This window comes from Nocardia sp. NPDC059229 (genome assembly GCF_042754165.1).
Lineage (GTDB): Bacteria > Actinomycetota > Actinomycetes > Mycobacteriales > Mycobacteriaceae > Nocardia.
Genome location: NZ_JBHZAK010000040.1, coordinates 1 through 21,540, shown reverse-complemented (window position 1 = coordinate 21,540; position 21,540 = coordinate 1). Strand labels below are relative to the sequence as shown.

21 protein-coding genes are annotated in these 21,540 nt (G+C 66.4%); 6 read left to right on the top strand and 15 right to left on the bottom strand.

The window, feature by feature from the left end:
- Positions 1-6 precede the first annotated feature (6 nt).
- Together ACFXHE_RS42155 and ACFXHE_RS42150 are read right to left on the bottom strand one after the other, a co-directional pair.
- On the bottom strand, positions 7-966 hold the full coding sequence (locus tag ACFXHE_RS42155) for an amidohydrolase family protein (protein WP_379391044.1): 960 nt from the start codon (positions 964-966) through the stop codon (positions 7-9).
- Positions 967-1,040: 74 nt separating this feature from the next.
- Positions 1,041-2,180: an amidohydrolase family protein gene (locus ACFXHE_RS42150; RefSeq protein ID WP_379391042.1), complete on the bottom strand. Its 1,140-nt coding sequence runs from the start codon at positions 2,178-2,180 to the stop codon at positions 1,041-1,043.
- 109 nt (positions 2,181-2,289) lie between these two features.
- Between ACFXHE_RS42150 and ACFXHE_RS42145 the strand changes: the two genes are divergently transcribed.
- Positions 2,290-2,937, top strand: coding sequence for a TetR/AcrR family transcriptional regulator (locus ACFXHE_RS42145; RefSeq protein ID WP_379391040.1), 648 nt, complete (start codon positions 2,290-2,292; stop codon positions 2,935-2,937).
- A 2-nt stretch (positions 2,938-2,939) separates the two neighbouring features.
- On the opposite strand, the gene dmpG is transcribed toward ACFXHE_RS42145, so the two are convergent.
- The 7 genes from dmpG to ACFXHE_RS42110 form a co-directional block, all read right to left on the bottom strand.
- On the bottom strand, positions 2,940-3,953 hold the full coding sequence (gene dmpG, locus ACFXHE_RS42140; protein ID WP_379391038.1) for a 4-hydroxy-2-oxovalerate aldolase: 1,014 nt from the start codon (positions 3,951-3,953) through the stop codon (positions 2,940-2,942).
- A complete protein-coding gene (locus ACFXHE_RS42135) occupies positions 3,950-4,897 on the bottom strand; it encodes an acetaldehyde dehydrogenase (acetylating) (protein ID WP_379391036.1) in 948 nt (315 codons plus the stop codon). The genes dmpG and ACFXHE_RS42135 overlap by 4 nt, the downstream gene beginning before the upstream one ends.
- The gene (locus ACFXHE_RS42130; RefSeq protein WP_379391034.1) at positions 4,894-5,712 is read right to left on the bottom strand and encodes a 2-keto-4-pentenoate hydratase; all 819 of its coding nucleotides are present in this window, start codon (positions 5,710-5,712) and stop codon (positions 4,894-4,896) included. The genes ACFXHE_RS42135 and ACFXHE_RS42130 overlap by 4 nt, the downstream gene beginning before the upstream one ends.
- Complete coding sequence (locus tag ACFXHE_RS42125; RefSeq protein WP_379391032.1) at positions 5,709-7,466, bottom strand: bifunctional 3-(3-hydroxy-phenyl)propionate/3-hydroxycinnamic acid hydroxylase; 1,758 nt, start codon at positions 7,464-7,466, stop codon at positions 5,709-5,711. Before ACFXHE_RS42125 ends, ACFXHE_RS42130 begins: the two co-directional genes overlap by 4 nt.
- Complete coding sequence (locus tag ACFXHE_RS42120) at positions 7,463-8,491, bottom strand: VOC family protein (RefSeq protein WP_379391030.1); 1,029 nt, start codon at positions 8,489-8,491, stop codon at positions 7,463-7,465. The genes ACFXHE_RS42125 and ACFXHE_RS42120 overlap by 4 nt, the downstream gene beginning before the upstream one ends.
- Positions 8,492-8,493: 2 nt before the next feature.
- On the bottom strand, positions 8,494-9,357 hold the full coding sequence (locus tag ACFXHE_RS42115; RefSeq protein ID WP_379391028.1) for an alpha/beta fold hydrolase: 864 nt from the start codon (positions 9,355-9,357) through the stop codon (positions 8,494-8,496).
- 512 nt (positions 9,358-9,869) lie between these two features.
- Positions 9,870-10,502, bottom strand: coding sequence for a hypothetical protein (locus tag ACFXHE_RS42110; RefSeq protein WP_379391026.1), 633 nt, complete (start codon positions 10,500-10,502; stop codon positions 9,870-9,872).
- Between the two features lie 281 nt (positions 10,503-10,783).
- Here ACFXHE_RS42110 and ACFXHE_RS42105 point away from each other — a divergent pair, with 281 nt between their 5' ends.
- Positions 10,784-11,857: a hypothetical protein gene (locus ACFXHE_RS42105; RefSeq protein ID WP_379391066.1), complete on the top strand. Its 1,074-nt coding sequence runs from the start codon at positions 10,784-10,786 to the stop codon at positions 11,855-11,857.
- Here the strand turns inward: ACFXHE_RS42105 and ACFXHE_RS42100 are convergent.
- The 3 genes from ACFXHE_RS42100 to ACFXHE_RS42090 form a co-directional block, all read right to left on the bottom strand.
- The gene (locus tag ACFXHE_RS42100) at positions 11,837-13,354 is read right to left on the bottom strand and encodes a flavin-containing monooxygenase (RefSeq protein WP_379391024.1); all 1,518 of its coding nucleotides are present in this window, start codon (positions 13,352-13,354) and stop codon (positions 11,837-11,839) included. The two genes, ACFXHE_RS42105 and ACFXHE_RS42100, sit on opposite strands and share 21 nt — an antisense overlap.
- 385 nt (positions 13,355-13,739) lie before the next feature.
- Complete coding sequence (locus ACFXHE_RS42095) at positions 13,740-13,946, bottom strand: hypothetical protein (RefSeq protein ID WP_379391022.1); 207 nt, start codon at positions 13,944-13,946, stop codon at positions 13,740-13,742.
- Complete coding sequence (locus ACFXHE_RS42090) at positions 13,943-14,446, bottom strand: hypothetical protein (protein ID WP_379391020.1); 504 nt, start codon at positions 14,444-14,446, stop codon at positions 13,943-13,945. The genes ACFXHE_RS42095 and ACFXHE_RS42090 overlap by 4 nt, the downstream gene beginning before the upstream one ends.
- A 72-nt stretch (positions 14,447-14,518) precedes the next feature.
- Here ACFXHE_RS42090 and ACFXHE_RS42085 point away from each other — a divergent pair, with 72 nt between their 5' ends.
- From ACFXHE_RS42085 to ACFXHE_RS42075, 3 genes are all read left to right on the top strand, one after another.
- Positions 14,519-15,199 (top strand): TetR/AcrR family transcriptional regulator, encoded by a 681-nt coding sequence (locus ACFXHE_RS42085; protein WP_379391018.1) that lies wholly within the window; start codon positions 14,519-14,521, stop codon positions 15,197-15,199.
- A gap of 607 nt (positions 15,200-15,806) precedes the next feature.
- Positions 15,807-16,229 (top strand): ribonuclease domain-containing protein, encoded by a 423-nt coding sequence (locus ACFXHE_RS42080; protein ID WP_379391016.1) that lies wholly within the window; start codon positions 15,807-15,809, stop codon positions 16,227-16,229.
- Between the two features lie 188 nt (positions 16,230-16,417).
- Positions 16,418-17,605 carry an AI-2E family transporter gene (locus ACFXHE_RS42075; protein WP_379391014.1) on the top strand — a complete coding sequence of 396 codons (1,188 nt, stop codon included), beginning with the start codon at positions 16,418-16,420 and terminating at the stop codon, positions 17,603-17,605.
- 139 nt (positions 17,606-17,744) lie between these two features.
- Here ACFXHE_RS42075 and ACFXHE_RS42070 read toward each other — a convergent pair whose 3' ends face one another.
- From ACFXHE_RS42070 to ACFXHE_RS42060, 3 genes are all read right to left on the bottom strand, one after another.
- Positions 17,745-18,668: a universal stress protein gene (locus ACFXHE_RS42070; protein WP_379391012.1), complete on the bottom strand. Its 924-nt coding sequence runs from the start codon at positions 18,666-18,668 to the stop codon at positions 17,745-17,747.
- Between the two features lie 126 nt (positions 18,669-18,794).
- On the bottom strand, positions 18,795-20,099 hold the full coding sequence (locus ACFXHE_RS42065) for a family 1 glycosylhydrolase (RefSeq protein ID WP_379391010.1): 1,305 nt from the start codon (positions 20,097-20,099) through the stop codon (positions 18,795-18,797).
- Between the two features lie 118 nt (positions 20,100-20,217).
- Positions 20,218-20,586 (bottom strand): YrdB family protein, encoded by a 369-nt coding sequence (locus ACFXHE_RS42060; protein ID WP_379391008.1) that lies wholly within the window; start codon positions 20,584-20,586, stop codon positions 20,218-20,220.
- Between the two features lie 615 nt (positions 20,587-21,201).
- On the opposite strand from ACFXHE_RS42060, the gene ACFXHE_RS42055 reads away from it, so the two are divergent.
- Positions 21,202-21,429 (top strand): three-helix bundle dimerization domain-containing protein, encoded by a 228-nt coding sequence (locus tag ACFXHE_RS42055; RefSeq protein ID WP_379391006.1) that lies wholly within the window; start codon positions 21,202-21,204, stop codon positions 21,427-21,429.
- The last annotated feature ends 111 nt before the right edge of the window (positions 21,430-21,540 follow it).

Here is a 21,540-nt window from a genome sequence, read left to right as displayed (position 1 = left end):
AGGCCCTCAAGCCTTCAACCGGGGGAACAACGCCTCCGCGTTGCCACGGTCGATGGCCGCGCGCAGGGAATCGTCCAGCGGGTAGTTCTCGTATTCGTGATTGATGAAGTCGACCGCGGCGGGCGGGGCGAAGGGGAAGTCGCTGCCATAGGTGATGTGGTCGGGTTCGGCGACCGCCAGCAGGCTCGGTAGTGCCGCGGGAGAGGCGGACAGGGCGACGTCGTAGTAGAACCGCTTCAGCACGGTCGGGTCGATGGCGGTGTCGTCGGCCGGAATTGGCTGCTGCGCAGATGTTTTCGCGACGAACATCGCCAAGAGGATCCGAGAGGCGATGTAGGGAACGAATCCGCCGGCGTGGGCGAGAATGAATTTGATGCCGGGATACCGGTGCATGGCGCCGGACAGGATGAGACTGAGCGCCGTGCGGGTGGTGTCGAGCAGGAAGTCGGCCGCGAAGCTCGGGATGCCCGGCACCGGCGCGGCCGGCAATTCACCCGGGTGAACGAAGACCACGCTCTCGCGCTCGTGCAGCAGTTCCAGCAGTGGCGTGAACTGCGGATCCCCGAGGTATCGGCCATCATTGTTCGCCAGCAGCACGATTCCGTCGGCGTGCAGGGTGTCGAGTGCGTATTCGGCCTCGGCCAGCGCGCCGTCCACGTCCGGCAACGTCAGCGTGGCGAAGAGCCCGAACCGGTCGGGTCGCCGCCGCACGATCTCCGCGCCGTATTCGTTCACCTCACGGGCCCAGGTCCGGGCTTCGGCCGTGTCTCCCAGGCAGACTCCTGGTGTGGACAGCGACAGGATGCCGGTACGGATGCCGCGGCGATCCATGAAATCCACGGCCTCGGATTCCGACCACTGTGGTAGATCGATGCCGCCGGGGCGAATTCCCCTGGCGTGCAGCAAGTCCGCGTATTTCGGCGGCACGAGGTGTTGATGGGTGTCGATGCGGTTCCCGTGTCCCACGGTTCTCCTCCTTCAGGGACGATTCACGGTCGGCGAAATATTCGGCGCGCCGCGCAGTGCGCCGCAGCTACGGGTCACCCGTCCACTGCCTGTGCGAGCCGGGGAAGCTGTCGTAGCGGGTTGAGCCGTTCGACCTCCATGCGCTGATCGGTATCGAAGATATCGCTCAGCCCCGGGGCAGGATCGTGTGTCCCCGATTGCGGGAGTGTCATGGCACTGAACGGCCAATCCGAGCCGAAGACGATGTGATCGCGAGCGGTGACCGCGAGCACGCTCGACATGGCCGCGGCCGAGCCGCTCAGCGCCGTGTCGTAGTAGAAGTTCGAGATCTGCCCTGCGGTATCGAGCAGCGAGGGCTTCGGCCACCCCTGCGGCCACATCTGCCCCACCACGGTTTCCGAGGCCACCCCGACCCGCCAGGACAGGAAGGGCAGGGTTCCTCCGGCGTGGGCGAGTTGGAAGCGAATATTCGGGTACCGCTGGGTCACCCCGGTGAGCATCATCATGGTGGCGGCACGGGTGGTGTCGAAGGTGAATTCCTCGAGGAAATCCGGCAGCGGCAGCGCAGGTTTCGCGGTTCCGGAGATGGCCGCGGGATGAACGAAGACATAGGCGCGGCGTTGTTCGAGCGCGACCATGAGCGGTTCGAAACGCGGGTCGCCGAGGTAGACGCCGTCGTAGGCCGACAGCAGGATGACCCCGTCCAGATGCAGGTCGTCCAAGGCGTAGATCGCCTCCTCGATGGCGGCAGGGATGTCGGGCATCGGCAGTACCGCGAACGCGCCGAAGCGGGTCGGGTCGGATTCGAAAAGCCCTGCCGCATAGGTGTTGCAGTAGCGGGCCATGTCGGCGGCTTCCTTGCCGGACAGGAACGATACGCCCGGGTCGGACACCGAAAGCGCTTGCGCCTGAATGCCGTAGTAGTCCATGAACGCGATCGCGGCTTCCGGCGACCACTCGGGCGTCGGGTAGCCACCGATGGTGAGGTGCCCGTGCTCGAGCAGTGCGGCTCGGTAGTCCGGCGGCAGGAAATGCGCATGCAGATCGATGCGGTAGGTGCCGGTGGGCGCGGCCTGCTCGGCGCGGGCAGGAACCGCCAGGTCGATCGGCACGGCAGCAGCGGTTGCCGCGGCGCCGACCGTACCGGCGACAACGCCGCCCAGAACTCGGCGGCGGCTCATCGTCGCCGGCGGCTGCGGGAAGGATTCGCGCACTTCGTTCGTCGCTTTCTGAATGGAGAATTGCGGGAGGGAGGGGGCGAAATCGTGTCTGATGGATTTCTCAGATATGATTCGCATACCGTTTTCGACCGGAAGTGAGACCATGGCAGCCGAACCCGTCACTCGAAATCGCGTCGACCGGCGGCGCGAGCGCACTCGCAATGCGCTGCTCGGCGCAGCACGGAAGTTCTTGTCGGAGGGGCGATCCGCGGTCAGCATTCAAGAGATCACCGACGCGGCCGATGTCGGTTTCGGATCCTTCTACAACCACTTCGACTCCAAGGAGCAGCTCTTCGACGAGGCGGTGCGCTCGGCCCTGCAGGTCTACGCCGAGCTGCGTGACGGCATCGTGGAGCTCTACGACGACCCGGCCGAGGTGTTCGCGGTCAGCTTCCGGATGACCGGGCGGCTGCAGCGGCAGATGCCGGAAATGGTGAAGGTGATCCTGCATTCCGGCATGTCGATCCTGCTGCGCGAGGAGGGCCTGGCCCCGCGCGCCCGCCGCGACATTCTCGCCGCGCAGGAGGCGGGCCGCTTCGAGCCGATGGATGCGGACATGGCGATCATGGCCGCCGGCGGTGCCCTGCTGGGCCTGCTGCAGCTGCTGGACGCCCAGCCGGACGCCGACGCCGACGCGCGCACCGACGAGATGACCTTCCACGTGCTGCGCATGTTCGGCATGAACAAGCGCGCCGCGCAGAAGCTCACCGGCAGTCAGCTGCCGCAGCTGCCGCAGCTGCCGGAATCCTGAGGTCACCCCGCCCGGCAGCCGATCAGGTCGAGGGCGATATCGACGATCATGTCCTCCTGCCCGCCCACCAGGCCACGCCGACCGGCCTCGGTCAGCACGTCGCGGACATCGACTCCATAAGCGGCGGAAGCCTTTTCGGCATGCCGCAGGAAACTCGAGTACACGCCTGCATAGCCCAGCGTGAGCGTTTCGCGGTCGACCTGCACGGGCCGATCCAGCAGCGGGCGGATGAGATCGTCCGCCGCGTCGGTCAGCTGGTTCAGCGCCGCCCGGTGTTTCCAGCCACTGAGCTCGGCGACGGCCGCGAACGCCTCCAGCGGCGTATTACCCGCTCCCGCACCGAGACCCGCCAGCGACGCGTCGACGCGAACGGCGCCCTCTTCCACGGCGACCACGCTGTTGGCAACGGACAGCGAGAGATTCTGGTGCGCGTGGATGCCGATCTCGGTGGCCGACTCCAGCACGTCGCGATAGGCCCGCACGCGGTCACGGACCCCGGCCATGGTGAGCCTGCCACCGGAGTCGGTGACGTAAACACAGTGCGCGCCATACGATTCCATGAGCTTGGCTTGGGCGGCGAGGCCGGCCGGGCTGTTCATGTGACTCATCATCAGGAAGCCGGACACGTCCATGCCCAGATCGCGGGCGTAGGCGATGTGCTGGGCCGCGATATCGGCCTCGGTGCAGTGGGTGGCCACCCGTACCGAGCGCACGCCGAGGTCGTAGGCGCGGCGCAGATCGTCGATGGTGCCGATACCGGGCAGCAGCAGTGTGGTGAGCCGGGCGCGGGTGAGCGCACCGGCTGCCGCTTCCAGCCACTCCCAGTCGGTGTGGCTGCCGGGACCGTAGGTCAGGCTGCCGCCGTGCAGGCCGTCGCCGTGCGCGACCTCCACCGCGTCGACACCGGCGGCGTCCAGTGCCGCCACGACGGCGGCGACGGTTTTCGGCGTGATGCGGTGCCGCAGGGCATGCATGCCGTCCCGCAGCGTCACGTCCTGGACGAAAACTTCTGTCATCGGACACTCTCCAGGGTGGCGGCGGCGATGCGTTCGGCGACGCGCACGGCGGCCGAGGTCATGATGTCGAGGTTTCCCGCGTAGGCGGGCAGATAGTGTGCGGCGCCTTCGACTTCGAGGAATACCGAAACCTGGTGGGTGACAACGGCGTCACCGACCAGAGTGTGCAGCGGAGCCCCTGGCGCGACCGGCGTGATCTGTACGGCCTGCTTCAGCCGGTAACCCGGCACGTACGCGGCGACATCAGCGATCATGCGCTCGATCGAATCCCGCACGGCCGCATGGGTTCCCGGGTCGGGGTCGCCGATCAGCGCCAGCACGGTGTCGCGCATGATCAGTGGCGGTTCGGCGGGATTGAGGACGATGATGGCCCGCCCGCCGGTCGCCCCGCCGACGGTTTCGATGGCGTGCGAGGTGGTCTCGGTGAACTCGTCGATATTGGCGCGGGTACCGGGACCCGCCGACTTCGAGGCGATGGACGCGACGATCTCGGCGTATGGCACCTCGGTGACGCGGGCGATGGCGGCGACGATCGGAATCGTGGCCTGTCCCCCGCAGGTCACCATGTTCACGTTGGGCGCGTCCAGGTGCTGGTCGATATTGACCGCGGGCACGACGAACGGGCCGATGGCGGCCGGAGTCAGGTCGATCAGTCGCTTGCCGTACGGTTCGAGCGCCCCGGCGTTGGCGCGATGCGCACCGGCCGACGTAGCGTCGAAAACGATATCGATCTCGTCGAAATGCGGCATGGCGATGAGTCCTTCGACGCCCCTGGCCGTCGTGGACACGCCCATCCGGTCCGCGCGGGCCAAACCGTCGGAGGCCGGATCGATGCCTACCATGGCGGCCATCTCCAGCCTGTCGGAGTGGCGCAGTACCTTGATCATCAGATCGGTGCCGATATTGCCCGAGCCGATGACGGCGACCTTGGTGCAGTGACTCATTGTTCCTCCTCCAGCGTGAATTCGACGGTGCCGAGTGTCCTTGCGCCGCTGAACAGTTCGGAGTGCACCCGAGCGCCCGGACGCAGCGGCGCCATCGGTCCGAGCGCGCCTGAGAGCACGATCTCCCCGGCCCGCAGCGGTTCGCCGAAGTCGCGGGCGGTGCGGGCCAGCCAGGCGAGAGCCTCGAGCGGATCCCCGAGGCAGGCCGAACCCGTTCCCGTGGAGACGATCTCACCGTTGATCGCCATGTTCATGGCGATCCCGCGGGGCTCGAACTCGGTGAGCGACAGCCGCTCGGGGCCGAGCGCGAACCATCCGCTGGACGCGTTGTCGGCGACGGTATCGGCGAAGGTGATGTCCCAGTCGGCGATGCGGCTGTCGACGATCTCGAGCGCTGGGACCGCGTATGCCACGGCTCCCCGCACGGTGAGCGCGTCGAGCTGGCCGAGATCGAGATCCGCGTCGAGCACGAAGGCCAGTTCGGCTTCCACCTTGGGTTGCAGCAGCCGAGGACGTTGCGGCGCACGGGTTTCGGAGACATTCATGTCATCGAACAAGACGCCGAAGTCGGGCTGATTCACCCCGAGCTGCTGCTGAACGGCGGGCGAGGTGAGGCCGATCTTGCGGCCGACGATGCGCGCACCGGAGTCGATGCGGCGACTGGTGCCTACGCGTTGCACCGCGTAGGCCAGCTCCACATCGTCGGGGCCGATGAGGTCACGGACGGCCGGAACCGGCACCCCGGTCCGTGTCGCGGCGGACAACCGCTCCGCCGCGATGAGGACTGCGGACGGATGGGTCGCAATGGATGTCATCGAGCCTCCTCGAGGTGCCGGTCCTGTGCCGTGAGTGGACCGAAATGTGTTGGCGCCAATCCGATTTGACGGGTCGATCCGAGAACCTGCCGAAGCAGCTCGGTGGCCAGCGGGCCGCCGTGCCCGGCCGCGGCGGTGCCGAAGACGAACCTGTCCGGGCGTAGCAGCACGAGCCCGCGGGCGCCGACGCCGGCCTTGCCGAACCACCGGGTCAACGCGCCGGTGTGGTCCTCGACGTCCGTGTGGTCGTGTCCCGCGGAGCGGCCGTCGCCCACCACGCCCTGCGGACGCCCGCCGAACGGGTAGACGGTGATGAACCGCGTACCCAGCACCCGCAGCGCGGCGAGGTCGTCCGCGTCGAACGCCGTGCGGGGGTCCACTCCGTAACCGAGCACCGCGAATCCGAGCCCGAGCACATCATCGAGACGCTGATGGCGACCGTCGTACGTGCGCACCTCCGGCTGAGGAGAAAGGGTGCCCTCGACCCCGCGCAGCCCGAGCCGATGGCGGGGCAGTCCGAGGTAGGCGTCGTTCCGGAATCGCGGTCGCGGCTTCATCTTCGCCGCGCGAATCCAGCCGCCCAGCCCGGGGACACGCAGCGCGGTGGCGAGCGCGAGGTCTCGGCCCGCGGCCAGCAGCTTGTTGTCGATGGAGACGAAACTCTTGTTGAACACCGAAAAGTCGATCATCGCTTTCGCGTGCGGCGCGCGTTCCGATTCATAACTGTTCAGAATCGTCTGGCTCGCACCGTGTTTGATGACCGCGGTGAGCTTCCACGACAGGTTGTCCGCGTCACGGACCCCGGAGCCCATGCCCTGGCCGACGAACTGTGGGGTCATGTGCACGGCGTCGCCGGCGATGAGGATCCGGCCGACTCGCCACCGGTCGGCGACGACGGCGTTGAAGGTGTAGACCAGCTTGCGCAGCACCTCCACCTCGTCCGGATCGACGTAGCGAGCGATGTGGCGGCGGACGGTCTCCGGATCCTCCATCTCTTCCTTCGTCTGCGAATCGGTCAGCATGAACTCGAAGCGGTGATGCCCGCCCGGCTGCGGACAGGACACGATCGGCAGCTCGGGATCACAGACGAAGTTGAAGTAGGGCAGATGCCGGAACGCGTCCACGCCGTCCTTGGCCGCGAGGTCCACCACCAGCCACCGCTCGGGAAAGCTGGTGCCGGTCATGTCGATTCCCAGCTTGGTGCGTACCACGCTGCGGCCGCCGTCGCAGCCGACCAGGAACTTGGCCTGCACCCGCTCGGTGGTGCCCGCGTCGATGTCGGCTTCCTGCTTGCCGTACCCGGTACCCCGGCACTCGGCGTGCTCGACGATGACGCCATCAGCATCTTGGTCGAAGTCGACGACCGCACGGCCGCGGCGCACGGTCACGTGCGGATATTCACCCAGCGCGCCTTCGAGGGTGTTTTCCAGGTACGGCTGGTACAGGAAGTTCACCACCGGCCAGCCCAGTGGCCGCTCGACCTGCTTGAACTGCACCAGCACGTGGCCGTCGCTGCGCACCCATTGCACGGCGGAGTCGGCGTTCATGTCGGCCGCGAGTTCGTCTGCGGCACCGACGGTTTGGAATATCCGCATGCATTCGTCATCGGTGTAGACCGCGCGCGCCAGGCCGTAGTACTCCGGTTCGCGTTCGAGTACCAACACGCTGATCCCGCGCCGACCGAGCAGATTGGCCAGGGTCAGACCGGTCGGACCGAGGCCGACGACCACGACGTCGTAGTCGATGGTGTTCATCGTGACAATCCTTCTGCGAGCTGAGGAACGGTGATCTCCGGCGTTCCGACCGAACGCAGGGCCTGCCGGAATTGGGCGAACTTGTCCAGCACGGTCTCTCCCACAGGGGTGTGCCCCCAGATGCTGATGCCCTGGTATGTGGTGGGCTCCCAGGTGGATTCGAGTTCCGGGCCGATGACGATCGGGTTCCAGCCCACCTCGAGTTCGAAGCCCGACGGGGTCACGCTGTAGTACGACAGCTGGCGATCGTTGGTGTGCTGGCCGACCGACCACGCCATCCGGAAGCCCAGCTCCTTGACCCGCTGGAAGGAGGCGAGCATGTCGTCCAATGCCACGGACTGGATATTGATGTGCTGCACCCGGGTCCGGATCGGATCGATTTTCACGCCACGCAGATTGGCGATGGCAATGGAGTGGTGGCGCTCGTTGACCCGCAGGAAACGGATCTTCATCTTCAGCCCGGAGACGTTCTCGTCGATGTAGTCCGACAACCGGGAGTCGAAAACGGTCTCGTAGTAGCCGCGCAACGCCTCGGGCTCCCGCGAGACGATCGCGACGTGCCCCATGCCGGCCTCACCGGTCACCCAGCCGGAGCTGAGCATCCGCAAGGGCTCGGGGGTGGTCACCGGCACCGTGAAGATCTCCTGCACCATGCCTTTCGGCCCGGCGAAGCGCCACAACCGCTCCACGCCGCGCAGCGCCGCCTCGTCGGCGGTGCCCTCGGCGATCGGCACGCCGCGATCGGTGACCCGGCCGATGATGCGGTCGAAGGTCTCGTGACCATCGATCTGCCAGCCGAGTGCGGTCACGTCCTCGGCGGGACCACGCTGGACGAGGAAGCGACAGGTGTGGTCGTCGAGGCGGAAACGCAGCCCGACGCCGTCGTTGGCGTCGACGTGCATCCCGATCGCGTCCGCGCCGAAGCGCCGCCAATCGGCCTGCCGATTCGATTGCACGACAATGTATCCCAGATGCACCGCGCCGAAGACCGAGCCGTCCGTGTTGGGACGCAGGAACGCGTTCACCGCTACGCCTCCAGGAAAGCGGTGGCCAGTGTGTTGAACAGATCCGCGCGTTCCCACTGCACCCAGTGGCCGGTGTTGGCCGCCAAGTACAGGTCGCAGTTGGGCATGGCGTCGACCAGCATGCGACCGCCCTCGGGCCGGTTCACCTTGTCGTCGGTCCCCCAGACCACCAGCGTCGGCTGTTCGACCTTGCGCAGACGCGAGTCGCGCGTGAAATCCATGCGCAACAGCGTGCGCAGCGCCAGCGGCCCCGACGGCCGCCGCAATGGCGGATTCGCCACCACGGCCGGATCGAGGCTGGCCTGATAACGCGCCTCGATGAGCTCCTCGGGCACCGAATCACCGTCGAACACCAGGTATTCGTGAATGAACCGGGTGAGCTTCTCCCGGCTCGGGCCACTGCCGGTGTAGTAGTTCAGCAGCTGCTGAAGTCCGGCGGTGGGAAGTGCACGCGTGGTACCCACACCACCGGGTCCCATGAGGATCAGCCGGTTCACCTTCTCCGGGCGGTCCATGGCCAGCCGCAGCGCCGCGGCGCCGCCATAAGAGTTGCCGATCAGATGCGCGGAGGCGATGCCGAGCTCGTCGAGCAGCCCGCCCACCGCCTGCGCGAGATCGCCGAACGGGTCCGCCGGATCGATCCACTTCGACGACTGCCCGTATCCGGGCATGTCCGGCACGATGACATGGAACCGCTGCGCCAGCGCCTCGATATTGCGCGAGTAGTTCGACAACCCGGACGCCCCGGGCCCGCCACCATGCAGCAGCACCACCGCGGACCCGGAACCGGCCTCGTTGAAGTAGATCTGCCGTCCGCCGACCCGGACCGTCCGCCCGGTGTCGACGCCCTTGTCGATGCTTGTCATCTCCGCCTCCAGAACCGATGTTGATCAAATCATCAGTTGCGATGGCATACCTTGTCAAGACGATTCTGATAAGAGCATCAGAAGTGGTGGATATTGACAGATACATCCACACCCGGCGGCGGTGACCGGATCGAGGAGAAGGCCGGTGGGCCTGGTCGCGGAGTCCTACGCCGATGCCGACCGGCCACCCATACGCCGCGGCAACCGGAGTGGATCGAACGCTTTGTGCGCGTATGGCGCCCCGAAGCTTCTTCCGATCCCCACCCGGCCGGTGGCGTGACCGGCCGGGTGGGAGCGAATTTCACCGCGGAAGGAGATCGTCGGAAGGGCGACCAGAGCCCTGGGTGGCAGAGCCGCTTGGTGCTGCTTGGCAGCGTTGGCCGAGCATGCGATCACGGACAGCCGGGCCCGCGGGTCGGCCTCGTCGGTGGCCAGGTCGGCGAACATGATGCCGATCGACGTGTCCGCCGACGACTCGCCCGAGAATGCGATCGACACCGGGCAGCCGACGATCAGCGGCTGCTCGCACCGATCACGACCGCACCGTGGTAGCGGCGGTGTGTCGGATTGTCATGGGAGACACCGGGAGTCATGTGCGCGAGCGGGGTGTAGGGCAGGAAGGTATACGTCCTGAGATCGCGGGCGCCCGCCGCGTGCAGGGCGGGACCGAGTTCGTCATGAACGAAGCGGCGGAAGGCAAGGCCGCTCACGCCCCGGCGTCGCCGCAGCAGCACGGCGGTCCGATGCGGCACCGCATCGTCGTGGCCGGTGGTCCACCACCGTCCACCGCCCGGACCAGTGGGCTGACCGAGGACGCGCTGAAAAACGTTCTGCTCGTCGAGAAAAACTCCCCGCATGTGCACCGGCACGGTCAGGGCCGCGACAGCCAAGCTCCGCAGCCGCACCTCGGCGAACCCGTCCACCCGCCACGCCGGGGAAACCAGCGTCCCGACCTGCGGTGTCGCCGGCCAGTACCCATGGTCGGAGGGTGAGAACTGACGCTGGATGTACTCACGGATGTGCGGATGCCGCCTGACGATTTCGGCATGCGGCCCGGCCCAGTAGACCGTGGCGACCTCGCGCGGCATGTCGTCGCGTAACGACACCGGATACAAGGCGGAGCTCGTGCGGAGGAAGCCTGTCATCGTCGAGCCTCCTTCTCGGCCAGGTCCAGCCCCTCGGCGAATCGGCCGCTGTGTGAGGTGACCGACAGCCTGCTGAGCGAACCTCTCGAGATCGGCCCCATGCGGGTCGCGGGTCGCCTCTACAAGTCCGCGACGAGCGAAACGCGCGCCACCGCAGACGGTTTCGTCACCGATGACCTGTTGTCCTTCTACGAGCCGATGGTCGAAGCCGGTACGCCGATGATCATCACCGGCAATCTCTATGTCTCGCTCCAGGGCAAGTCGGCGGGCAGGCAAGCCGGATCGACAACGACGACAAGATCCCGGGCCTTCGTGAGTGGGTCGGCGTCGCCCACGCCGGGGGCACCAAACTCGTCGCACAGCTCAATCACGGCGGACGGCAGATCGCGAAGCCCGCCCCAGGCGCCGACCGGATCGTCTCCGCCTCCAACGTCCGCGAACCGCTGTACGGGACCAAGCCCTCACCCTTGCGGCTCGACGAAATACCCGGTGTCGTGGAGAGTTTCGTCGCGGCGAGCGTGCGAGCGCGCGAGGCAGGCTTCGACGGCGTGCAGATCCACGCCGCGCACGGCTATCTGCTCGGCCAGTTCCTCACCCCGCACACCAATCGCCGCTCGGACGGATACGGCGGCCCCCTGCACGCACGAGCCCGCCTGCTGCTCGACGTTCTGTATGCGATCCGGGACCAGCATGGCGACGACTACCCCATCCTCGTCAAGATGAACGGCACCGACGACTTGCCATTCCGGCGTGGCGCGACCACCCCCGAACTGGTGCAGGTCGCACGGTGGCTGCAGGACGCCGGCGCCGATGCCATCGAAATCTCACGCGGCCACTACGAGTCGTGGCCCGGCATGGTCCAGGGCAACTACCGCGGCTTCCTGAAAGCCAGCGTCACCGCCGGACCCGGAGCGCAGTCCCCTCCCATCCGAAAGCTCGCCATCCGTGCGGCCGCGCCGCTGGTCGAACGCCTCGCCGGTCACCTGCGGCCGCCGGAAGAGGGTTTCAACCTCCCGTTCGCCCGCCTCTTCACCGAGGCCCTCGACATTCCGGTGATCGTGGTCGGCGGTTTCCACACCCGGGACGCCATGGAAGCGGCCATCACCAGCGGCAGCGCGAACGCCGTGTCGGCCGCCCGGGCCTTCATCGCCGACCCCTACCTCTACCGCGCGGTCACCGGAGACAGTCTCGAGCACCCCGTCTGCGGCTACTGCAACGGATGCATCGCGAGATTCAGCGGTTCCCGCATCGACTGCTACAGCGACGACATTCGCGCACAACGGGAAACCATGCTGCACGTCGCCCGTGGCGGGGCCAGCACGAAGGCTGAACGATCAACCCGTAACCACCTGTGACGCTTCGGGTTCGGCATCTTCCGCGAGCCCGTGATCCGCACGGGTGAATTGCAGGATGCCGTCCTCGAGTCTGTGGTGCCGGAAGGTCGGCAGGTCGCGGAGGTAGTTCATTCGCAGCCGCCAGGGGGCTCGGTCGCCGCGGCTCGGGAAGTGGGCGCCGCCCCGGCGGAAATAGCCGGGAGTGAAGTCGGGGACAAACGGTGCGCGGACTGCATCGGGGTCGTGGACAGGCGTCACGCTGGTGTAGGCGCGCCTGTCGAGGTGGCGTAGGAGCCGGACGACGTAATCGCACACCAGATCTGCCTTGAGCGTCCAGGAAGCGTTGACATAGCCGATGGTGAAGGCGAAGTTCGGGACGCCGGACAGCATCATCGCCTTGTACGCCAGCCGCTTTGGGACATCGACCCGCTCGCCGTCCACGCTCAGCGCGATGCCACCGAATACCTGCAACTCCAAACCTGTTGCCGTCACGATGATGTCGGCAGGGACCTCCATACCCGACGTCAACCGGACTCCCGATTCGGTGAGGGTGTCGATCCGGTCGGTGATCATCTCCAGCGCGCCGGTACGGATCGCCTCGAACAGGTCGCCGTCGGGCACCAGGCACATCCGCTGATCCCACGGGTCATAGCGGGGAGTGAAGTGGGTGTCGATGTCGTATCCGTGCGGCAAGGCCGATGTGTGGCGGGCGCGCAGCCATGCCCGCACCCGCTCGGGATACCGGCGGGAGAGTTGATAGATCGCGGTGTCGACGGCGATGCTCTTCGCCCGCAGCACCCGATGCGCGGCTCGGCGGGGAAGAATACTCGGTAGCCAGGCGACCCAGCGGTCGCGAGCGGGCACGGACATGATGTAGCTCGGTGAGCGCTGCACCATGCTCACTCGCGCTCCCAGCCGCGCCAGCGCGGGACCAAGGGTCATGGCGGTCGCGCCGGAACCCACGATCACGACTCGCCTGCCGGCCACATCCATATCGTGAGGCCAGTGTTGCGGGTGTACGACCGGACCCGAGAAGCGTTGCCGCCCAGGAAACTTCGGCGTATAGCCACGATCATAGCGGTAGTATCCGGAGCAGCAGAACAGGAAGGACGCGGTCAGGACCACGGTTTCGCCGGTATCGGTTCGCTGTGCGCTCACCGTCCAGCGCCGCGTCGTCGACGACCATTCGGCCGCGACCACCCGATGCCCGAATCGGATCTGCTCGCCGATTCCCTCCTCGCTCACAGTGTCGCGCAGATACGTCAGGATCGATGCCCCTTCGGCGATCGACCGGTCCCCGGCCCATGGCCGGAACCGGTACCCGAGGGTGAACATGTCCGAGTCCGACCGGACGCCGGGGTACCGGAACAGGTCCCAGGTCCCCCCGATGTCGGCCCGCGCCTCCAGGATCAGACAGCGGCGCTGTGGGAAGGCCCGTCGCAAGCGACTCGCCGCCCCGATACCGGAGAGCCCGGCCCCCACGATCAGCACATCGGCATGCTCGACAGCGTCAGCCACGGTAGGAACCCTTCGATCCGGCCCACCCCCTTCGAATTACGACAGCCTAAACGGCAGCCGACCATGCACCGGACACGCCTGCGGGCTACTGCCTGGTAGCCAGGCAGTAGCCCTCCGAGGCAGGCTCTCTTCCACAGCGCAAATTTTTGAATCCAGTAGCCGGACCCCAGCATCCTCGCCGCCTTCGGCGCCACGACCGCGGTGTTCCAGAAAGCTGGGGCCAGGAACTGCTCGGGCTCCATGCCACTCGCCGGTCCTGCCCATCGTCGCCACCGGCCTGCCGTACGGCCTCGCCATAGACCACGTCATGAGCGGTTGTCGACACGGCCCGAGATGTCGCCACCCGTAGGTCACTGTGTGACAAGTTCGCCCTTGGCAGCACGAACTACACAGATTGCCGTGATAGTTCGTCCGGCACCTCCACGCCGAGAAGCGTCAGAAGCGCGGCGATCTTCTCGTCGAGGAGCCTGCCGACAGCGCTGATGTTTTCGTCGTCGAAGGTGTCGAAGCGTGTCGACGGCTGGTCGAAGCTGACGAACGTCCGATCGTTGTCGGTGTAGATGGCGACGCGGATCGGTGCGTAGAGCATCACGCCCGGACTTCAGCATGTGGACTGCGGATCAACCATGACGCAGCCAGACCTATTGCTATGTCACCGATTCCGGCCGGAAGTGCGAACGCGGGCGGCAACTCACCCAACGCCATCGCGGTCAAGAAGACGATGCCGATGAAGCGCGCTTCGTGCGGCCGGACCAACCTTGCAGCAATGCCTGGATGAGAAAGCATCCGCTGGATCAGCGGTAGCCGGGAACTCGCCAGCAGGACCACGATCGGCGCGACGATCGCCACGCCCGGCCACGGCTCGACGGCGTCCTCGTCCAGCCGTAGGGCGTTGTTGGCCGCCAGCACGACGACCATGGCCGTCCAACCCATCCAGCCGACAATGAAGACGATCGAAATTCGTTGCGCCACAACCCTGTCGATGCCGACCTCGACGGCCGATGACCGCAAGGTGCGGGTGGTGACAAGAACTATCGCGACCAGCCCGATGATCTCGAGCGCCCAGAGATAGAGAGGTGCAGAGGACATCACATGCTCCGCTCGGTGTTTCAAGAGTGCCGTTCAGTCGAACCAGCAGCATGTAACCACTGGTTACATCCGAGTGTGCGACTCCATGTGACCGTTGTCAACATCCTCTATCCGTGGAATCCTTACCCCATGGGTCAGGCCACCACCAGTCGCGATCGCTCGAAGCCGTACCACCACGGCGCCCTGCGCGCGACCTTGATCGAGGCCGGCATCGCCCTGGCCCGCGAAGGCGGCCCAGACCGAGTGATCCTCCGCGAAGCCGCCCGAGCCGCCGGCGTGACACACTCAGCCGCCTACCGCCACTTCGCCGCCCGAGAAGCACTCCTCGCCGAGGTAGCACATCACGCCCGCCAGGCCCTCGCCGCCGAGATGCGCCACCAAGTAGCCCGCACCGACGATCCCCGCCTCCGCCTTCGCGCAGTCGGCACCGCCTACGTCCACTTCGCCCTGGCCGAACCAGGCCTGTTCCGCACAGCCTTCATCGCCTATCCCCCTGCACCCGAGCTTCCCCCACCCACCCTCCCCACCGAAGAATGCGGCCCCTTCGAAATCCTCGGACAGGTCCTCGACGAAGCCCAAACCGCAGGCCTCCTCAACCCAATCCGCCGCCCCGGCGCCGAAATAGCCGCATGGTCAGCAGTACACGGCCTCGCCGGCCTACTCCTCGACGGCCCACTGCCCGCCACACCCGAGAACATCGAAGACTCACTCGAGCGAGTACTGGACGCAACCGAGCGCGGCCTCTTGACCCTGTAAGTGCGCGATGCCCGCCACGATCAGAATGGTGCCGCCGGCGGGCGAACCTGGGATCGTGGAGCACCCTCGGTATGGGCATTGCGCGCATCGCGAATGGGCGATCTCACGGATGTCCCGACCTCCCATCGAATGTCGTGCTCGTCATTGCGCAATACCGACCTGACGGCGGACCGCACAGCGTCCGTGTTCTGCGGCTGCGCGAGGCGTTACGCAAGTGAGTCCCCCGGCCCCGGATCCAGCACACACCGCCGACGAGGAGATAGGGCACCGCGTACACGATCACGATCGCTGCATCCAGAATGATTGGGGGGCATCGGTTCTCGCGATTCCGAGCTGATCTACCCCGGCCGGGGATCGGTGGGGCCGCCACGTCCGCCATGACCGGTGAGCAGGCGGCGACGTGCTGACCCCGGCCGTCGCCATGGGTACGCCCCCTGACGAAGCGCCTCACCGCGGCCGGGGTCGAGCTGAGCGTGACCGAGGTGTGAGATCGATGGCGGGCCATGGGACGGCTGGGGCCGCGAGCCTGTTCCATCCGGTCCGCATTCACCCGTACGACAGCTCGACGTGAGGGCCGATTCAGACCCATATGACACCGTGGGCACTCATGACGGTGGAGACGATCGCGCTGAGAACGTTGTGGGGTAAGGCAATTGCTGTCGCTTCAGTTGCACTCGCCACGGTGGCATTGCTTTTGTCAGGCGGGCACACGGAGCGGGTGACCCAGCACTCGACGGTGGTCGGTGTCGAGGTACGCCTGGTGGACTCCACGGTTCCCCAGCGAGCCTGGACAACATTGAGTCTGATCGACCAACGCAAATGGCCCCCGACCGACTGTCCCGGAACCAAGGGAGGTACCACGTGGCAGAACAGAGGAGGCCAGTTGCCCAGTGATGTCGGCTATCTGGAGTGGGATGTCAACTGCAAGCAACCAGGCCGATCACGCGATGCGGAGCGGATCGTGACCGGCAACGACGGTTCGGCGTGGTACACAGGCGATCACTACGCCAGTTTCACGAGAATGCGCTGATCGCGCTGCGCCACGTGGAGTAGTGGCTCGAAGATGTAGCAGGTTCGAGGGTATGACCGCGGCAGGGGCGGGATTCCGCTCGATCGAGCGACCGTCGGCGCTGGCCTGCTGCAGCTTCCGCGCGGCCGGAACACGCGGGCACACGCGCACTGCGACGCTGATCGCCCGGACGCCAGTACGTTTGCGGAGTGCCCCAGGACGAATCCGACTCCGGAGAGCGGGAGCAGAGCCCCGACGATGCTGCCGCGGAGGTCAGGCCGGACCGGCTGGTCGCGTCGGTGATCCCGGCCTGGTTGCCGCGGGCCTATCTGCTGGCGGCGGCCACGGTGGCCGGGGTCGTCATCACCTTCTGGGGGCTGATGCGCCTGCGCGGTCTGCTGACGGTGCTGGTGGTGTCGTTGTTCCTGGCCTTCGCCATCGAACCCGCGGTGAACTGGCTGGCCGCGCGCCGCTGGAAACGCGGTGCGGCGACGCTGGCGGTGTTCGTGGTGGTGACCGTGGTGCTGGTCGGATTCGTCTGGACCATGGGCGAATTGGTGGTCGGTCAGGTGACGACACTGATCGAGAACCTGCCGCGAGATATGCACAGTGCGGTCACCTGGATCAACAGCACGTTCCACACCGACCTCTCGGTCACCGATATCACCGATCGCACCTCGGACATCAGCTCGAAACTGCAGTCCTGGGCGCTGGACCTGGCCGACGACGTCTGGGGCATCGGCACCACGGCACTCGGCGTGCTGTTCCAGGGCCTGGGCGTGCTGCTGTTCACCTACTATTTCGCCGCGGACGGACCGCGCTTCCGCAATGCGGTGTGCTCGCTCCTGCCGCCGCAGCGGCAGCGACATGTGTTGCGCGCCTGGGACATCGCGGTCGAGAAGACGGGCGGCTACATCTACTCGCGGGCGTTGCTCGCGTTCTGCTCGGCGCTGGCGCACTACGCGGCGATGCGAGTGCTGGGCATTCCGTCGGCGTTCGCACTCGCGCTGTGGGTGGGCGTGGTGTCCCAGTTCATTCCGACCGTGGGCACCTACCTCGCGGGTGCACTGCCGGTGCTGGTGGCGCTGGCCCACAACCCACGATCGGCGCTGTGGATTCTCGGATTCATCGTCGTCTACCAGCAATTCGAGAACTACGTCCTGCAACCGCGCATCACCGCGACCACCCTCGACATGCATCCCGCGGTCGCCTTCGGCGCGGTTCTCGCAGGCGCGGCGTTGTTCGGAGCGACGGGCGCACTACTCGCCATCCCGGTGACAGCCACCGCGCAAGCCTTCCTGGCCGCGTACGTCCGCCGCTACGACGTGGAGATCCCACCGAAACCCGAACCCGCACGACGAACTCGTTCCGGACACCGAGCCCCGAACACCGAATAGCTGCCCGAAACACCCGCCGGTATCCGAAGGAGGTTGGGAGACATGAAGAGCAGACGATCGCCCGGTTCCAGAGCCCCGGGGCCTCCTCGTCGGCATCTCCTATATACCCGAGTTCCACACCGACTAGCCCACCTGCCGCTTACGACTCCGGGTGGACCACCATGACCGGACAGTTCGCACGCTGCACGAGCGCATTGCTGGTGGAGCCGAGCAGCATGCCGACGAACCCGCCCCGGCCGCGGCTGCCGACAACCAGCAGTTGGGCCCCCTCGGACCAGGTCAGCAGGTGCTCGACCGGATCGGCGAGGTGGATGTCACGGGTGACCTCGACGTCGGGGTACTTCTCCTGCCACCCCGCCAGCCGTTCGACCAGCAACGCCCGCTCCGCCTCGGTCGCTTGTGCGGCCTCGATGGAGGTATCGATGAATCCCGAGTACCGGGCCAGGTACAGGTCGCTCCAGGCGTGCACAGCCACGAGCCGCGCGTTGCGCACGGACGCCTCGTAGAACGCGGCGCCGACCGCCGCGTCGCTGACCGGGCTGCCGTCGACGCCGACCACGACCGGCGCCGTGCGGCGGTCCACCCATTCGGGGTCGTCGTCGCGCACCACGACCACCGATCCGGCGGCCTGGCTCGCCACCGAGACCAGGATGGAACCGATCCGGTTCAAGCCCCGGCGTTCGGCCGGACCGCCGATCACCGTCATATGGGCGGTGGCCGAGAGGTCGATCAACATCCTCGCCGGATGCTGCGGGGACACCTCGGTGCGCACCATCACGGCGGGCGCGGCCTCTTCGGCGACCTCCCGGGCCTGTGCGACCAGGTCGGCGCCGAAAGCCTGAATCGATTGCTCGACTTTGGAATTCACACTCGAAAAGGTGCCCATCACCCCCACGATCACATTCACGTTCGTGCCGTGCGCGATCAACAGTTCACGCCCGCGCGCCGCCGCGGTCTCCGCCGCCCAGCGCACGGCCGACAGCGCGGCCGGAGAATCATCGACACCGACCACGATCGGTGCGGTGGATATCGAGTGCGGATCGCGCGACTTCGGGGAACTCATGACTTGCCCACCTCCTGGGATGCCGTGAACCGAGCAGAACCAGTGGGTCTCGCAAACCCGAACATAGCACCGCCCACCACCCCGACCCGGAATCGCCACTACAAGTGGCAGCCTGAGGGGCGTGGGTCAGCGGCCCGGGACGGTTACCGGGTTGAAGCAACTGGAGGGGAGGTCCTGGATGGAGCAGAGGGCCGGAGGGCGGGTGGGGAGGTAGTTGGCGGGGACGCCGCCGGAGGTGGTGATGTCGCGGTAGGCGAGGACCGCGGCGGTGGGGTGACGGGTCAGGGCGGGGTCGGTGGTGACGTTGACGGTGTAGAGGCCGAAACGTGGTGAGTAGCTGCCCCATTCGTAGTTGTCGGTGATGCTCCAGTAGTTGTAGCCGATGACGTTGATGCCGTCGGCCTTGGCGCGCTGGACCCAGTAGACGGTGTCGCGCAGGTCGTCCTCGCGGGTCATGCCGTCGGTGGTGGGTGAGCCGTTGTCGGAGGGCATGCCGTTCTCGACGATGTAGAGGGGCCGGCCCGGGAACTTCTGCGCGTATCGGCGCAGGACGTAGTAGATGCCATCGGGTTCGAGGACGAGGCTCGAGGGCTGGTTGGTCAGCAGGGCAGCCAGATTCGGCGGATTGTTCAGGGATCCACCGTAGTAGTAATCGATTCCGATGTAGTCGAGCTTGTCCGCGATCCGGTCGACGAACGACGCGTCGGCCTGTGCCGTGCCGATGGCCGAGAAGGCGATGTTGCTCGTGACCATCGCACCGGGCTGCCGGAGGTGGATGTTGTCGTAGATCGCGCGGTGCGCAGCGACCATCCGATCGATCATGGGTGGGACGTCGAGTGCGCCGAGATCGCCGATCTGCTGCTCTTTTCCGGCATAGGCGAGGGGCTCGTTGAAGGTGACCCACAGCGGATCGAAGTGCGCGTAGCGGTCCACGACCGCGCGGGCGTTGGTGAGCCAATCATCGACCATGCCCGGATTGCGCCAGCCGCCGCGATCCACCTCCCAGCCCGGGAACACCCAGTGGTCCAGGGTGATCATCGGCCGGATTCCGGCCGCGCGAATCCGCGCGATCATGCTGTCGTAGAAGGAGAAATCCCATTCGCCCGGATTCGGCTGCACGCGGGCCCATTCCACGCTGATCCGGTAGACGCCGACACCGAGGTCGGCCGCGTGCTGGATATCCTCATCGTAGCGATGAAAGAAGTCGACCGAATTGCGGTAGTCCTCGGCTCGACCGGATCCCGCGTAACGGCTCCAATTGCTGTCCGGCGTGAAGCCTTCACTCTGAAACCCGGAACTCGACACTCCCCAGAGGAAATTGCCGCCCACCGGCGGTAGCCCCGGGTCGGCGGCAACCCTGCCGGGCGTGGCGACCATGCACCAGGCGGTGAGAACGATACATGCCAGTGTGAACAGTGCACGTTGTCCCATCGCATCGAGATTACCTCCCGGAGAACCGGTCTCGGGGCACTCTGACCAGATCGCCCCCGTTGTCGGTCCCTGATCCGGAAAGTCACAGTCGTCGGACCACTCACGACGAGAGCTCCACTCAATGCGCAATCAGCCAGCCGACTCGGTCATACGCGAGGACCTGGTACAACACCAAGACAACTGCCGACACGAGCGCCGCCATCGACAGCCCCGCACCCCACAGCGCGACCGCCCCGCCACCCAGCACGAGCACTTCGATCACCAGCCGCACAACACCGGGCACGGCAACCGCCGCCTCCCCGTTCCGACTCGGATCCCCCGGCACGGCAAACATCCCCCACACCGCCGCCACCACGATCGGCAGTACCAACACCAGCACAAACCGCCACGGCGAATCGAACCCTCGCCACCCCAGAATTCCGAACGACACCACAGCGGTCAGCTCGAGCAGAAATCGCACGCCGAGCATGAACGGGTTCAACGACATCCGACAATCCTCATCATTCACATCCCCATCTCGCCCGAGGACACCCGCCGAACTCTACGAGCGGCCACCGCCCCGCCCGGTGGTCAATTCACGCCGAAAAGGTGACCGAACGTGACAATGAGCTCGCGGCCAGCCATCCTCCCGACAGAATCTGTTGTAGCGGATAGGATTTGGTCGTCTTTGCCCAGTTGTTCAGCACGCTGAGCGGTGTGGTGCCGCTCGTGACGACCTCAGTGTGGCGGCGCCGAGCCTTCCGGTCCCTGCGTGGCTCAACGAATGGACTCCGCGGGAGCACCTGGCCGAGGTTCGCGAACGAGCCCGGCCGCTTCCCACCCGATAGCTCTGGCGGTGCTGATACCGATTCGAATGGCGTTGTTGCAAATGAAATTTCATTTGCATTTCTCATCCGCACGCGGCCAGGACCTGGTGTGCCTAGTGCGCGACAAAATGTGCCAGAAAGTGGTTCCGGGGCGAAAAGCTCGTTCTTTGCCGCAACACTCGAGGGGCACGGTCCGGGGTGAGCGCACCCCGGACCGTTGTCCACTTCGCTGGTCATCCGTTGGGACGGGACGGGTGGCGGCGCACGAACGCTGGTGATGGAGGCGAACTCACGGTATGACGGAATCCGATGAAGAGCAGCAGATGAGCGATCTTGTCGCGCGGCTGTCCAATCGATTTCCTGATCTGACGGCTCGGGTCGTCGGGGAGGTGGTTCGGGGTATTCATCGGGATTTCGAGGGTCACCGGGTTCGGGAGTTCATTCCGCTGCTGGTGGAGCGGATCGCCGAGCGGCAGTTGCGCCGTCGGGTGTGCTACAGCTCGGCCGTGCGGGTCGACGGGTAGCAGGTTGTTCAGCCGTGGTGGGCGCGAGAGGCTGGGGGGTCGGGCCGCCCCGCTGCGGCGCGAAAGACTGTTGGGGCGCGGGGGGGCCCAGGGGGTGGGGGGCCCCCCCCG

What these genes read in the sequence shown, in the direction of transcription:
- ACFXHE_RS42145 (WP_379391040.1), top strand. Translation starts at nt 2,290, where the DNA reads ATGGCAGCCGAACCCGTCACTCGAAATCGCGTCGACCGGCGGCGCGAG.
- dmpG (WP_379391038.1), bottom strand. Translation starts at nt 3,953, where the DNA reads ATGACAGAAGTTTTCGTCCAGGACGTGACGCTGCGGGACGGCATGCAT.
- ACFXHE_RS42135 (WP_379391036.1), bottom strand. Translation starts at nt 4,897, where the DNA reads ATGAGTCACTGCACCAAGGTCGCCGTCATCGGCTCGGGCAATATCGGC.
- ACFXHE_RS42130 (WP_379391034.1), bottom strand. Translation starts at nt 5,712, where the DNA reads ATGACATCCATTGCGACCCATCCGTCCGCAGTCCTCATCGCGGCGGAG.
- ACFXHE_RS42125 (WP_379391032.1), bottom strand. Translation starts at nt 7,466, where the DNA reads ATGAACACCATCGACTACGACGTCGTGGTCGTCGGCCTCGGTCCGACC.
- ACFXHE_RS42115 (WP_379391028.1), bottom strand. Translation starts at nt 9,357, where the DNA reads ATGACAAGCATCGACAAGGGCGTCGACACCGGGCGGACGGTCCGGGTC.
- ACFXHE_RS42110 (WP_379391026.1), bottom strand. Translation starts at nt 10,502, where the DNA reads ATGACAGGCTTCCTCCGCACGAGCTCCGCCTTGTATCCGGTGTCGTTA.
- ACFXHE_RS42080 (WP_379391016.1), top strand. Translation starts at nt 15,807, where the DNA reads ATGACGGTGGAGACGATCGCGCTGAGAACGTTGTGGGGTAAGGCAATT.
- ACFXHE_RS42070 (WP_379391012.1), bottom strand. Translation starts at nt 18,668, where the DNA reads ATGAGTTCCCCGAAGTCGCGCGATCCGCACTCGATATCCACCGCACCG.
- ACFXHE_RS42065 (WP_379391010.1), bottom strand. Translation starts at nt 20,099, where the DNA reads ATGGGACAACGTGCACTGTTCACACTGGCATGTATCGTTCTCACCGCC.
- ACFXHE_RS42060 (WP_379391008.1), bottom strand. Translation starts at nt 20,586, where the DNA reads ATGTCGTTGAACCCGTTCATGCTCGGCGTGCGATTTCTGCTCGAGCTG.
- ACFXHE_RS42055 (WP_379391006.1), top strand. Translation starts at nt 21,202, where the DNA reads ATGACGGAATCCGATGAAGAGCAGCAGATGAGCGATCTTGTCGCGCGG.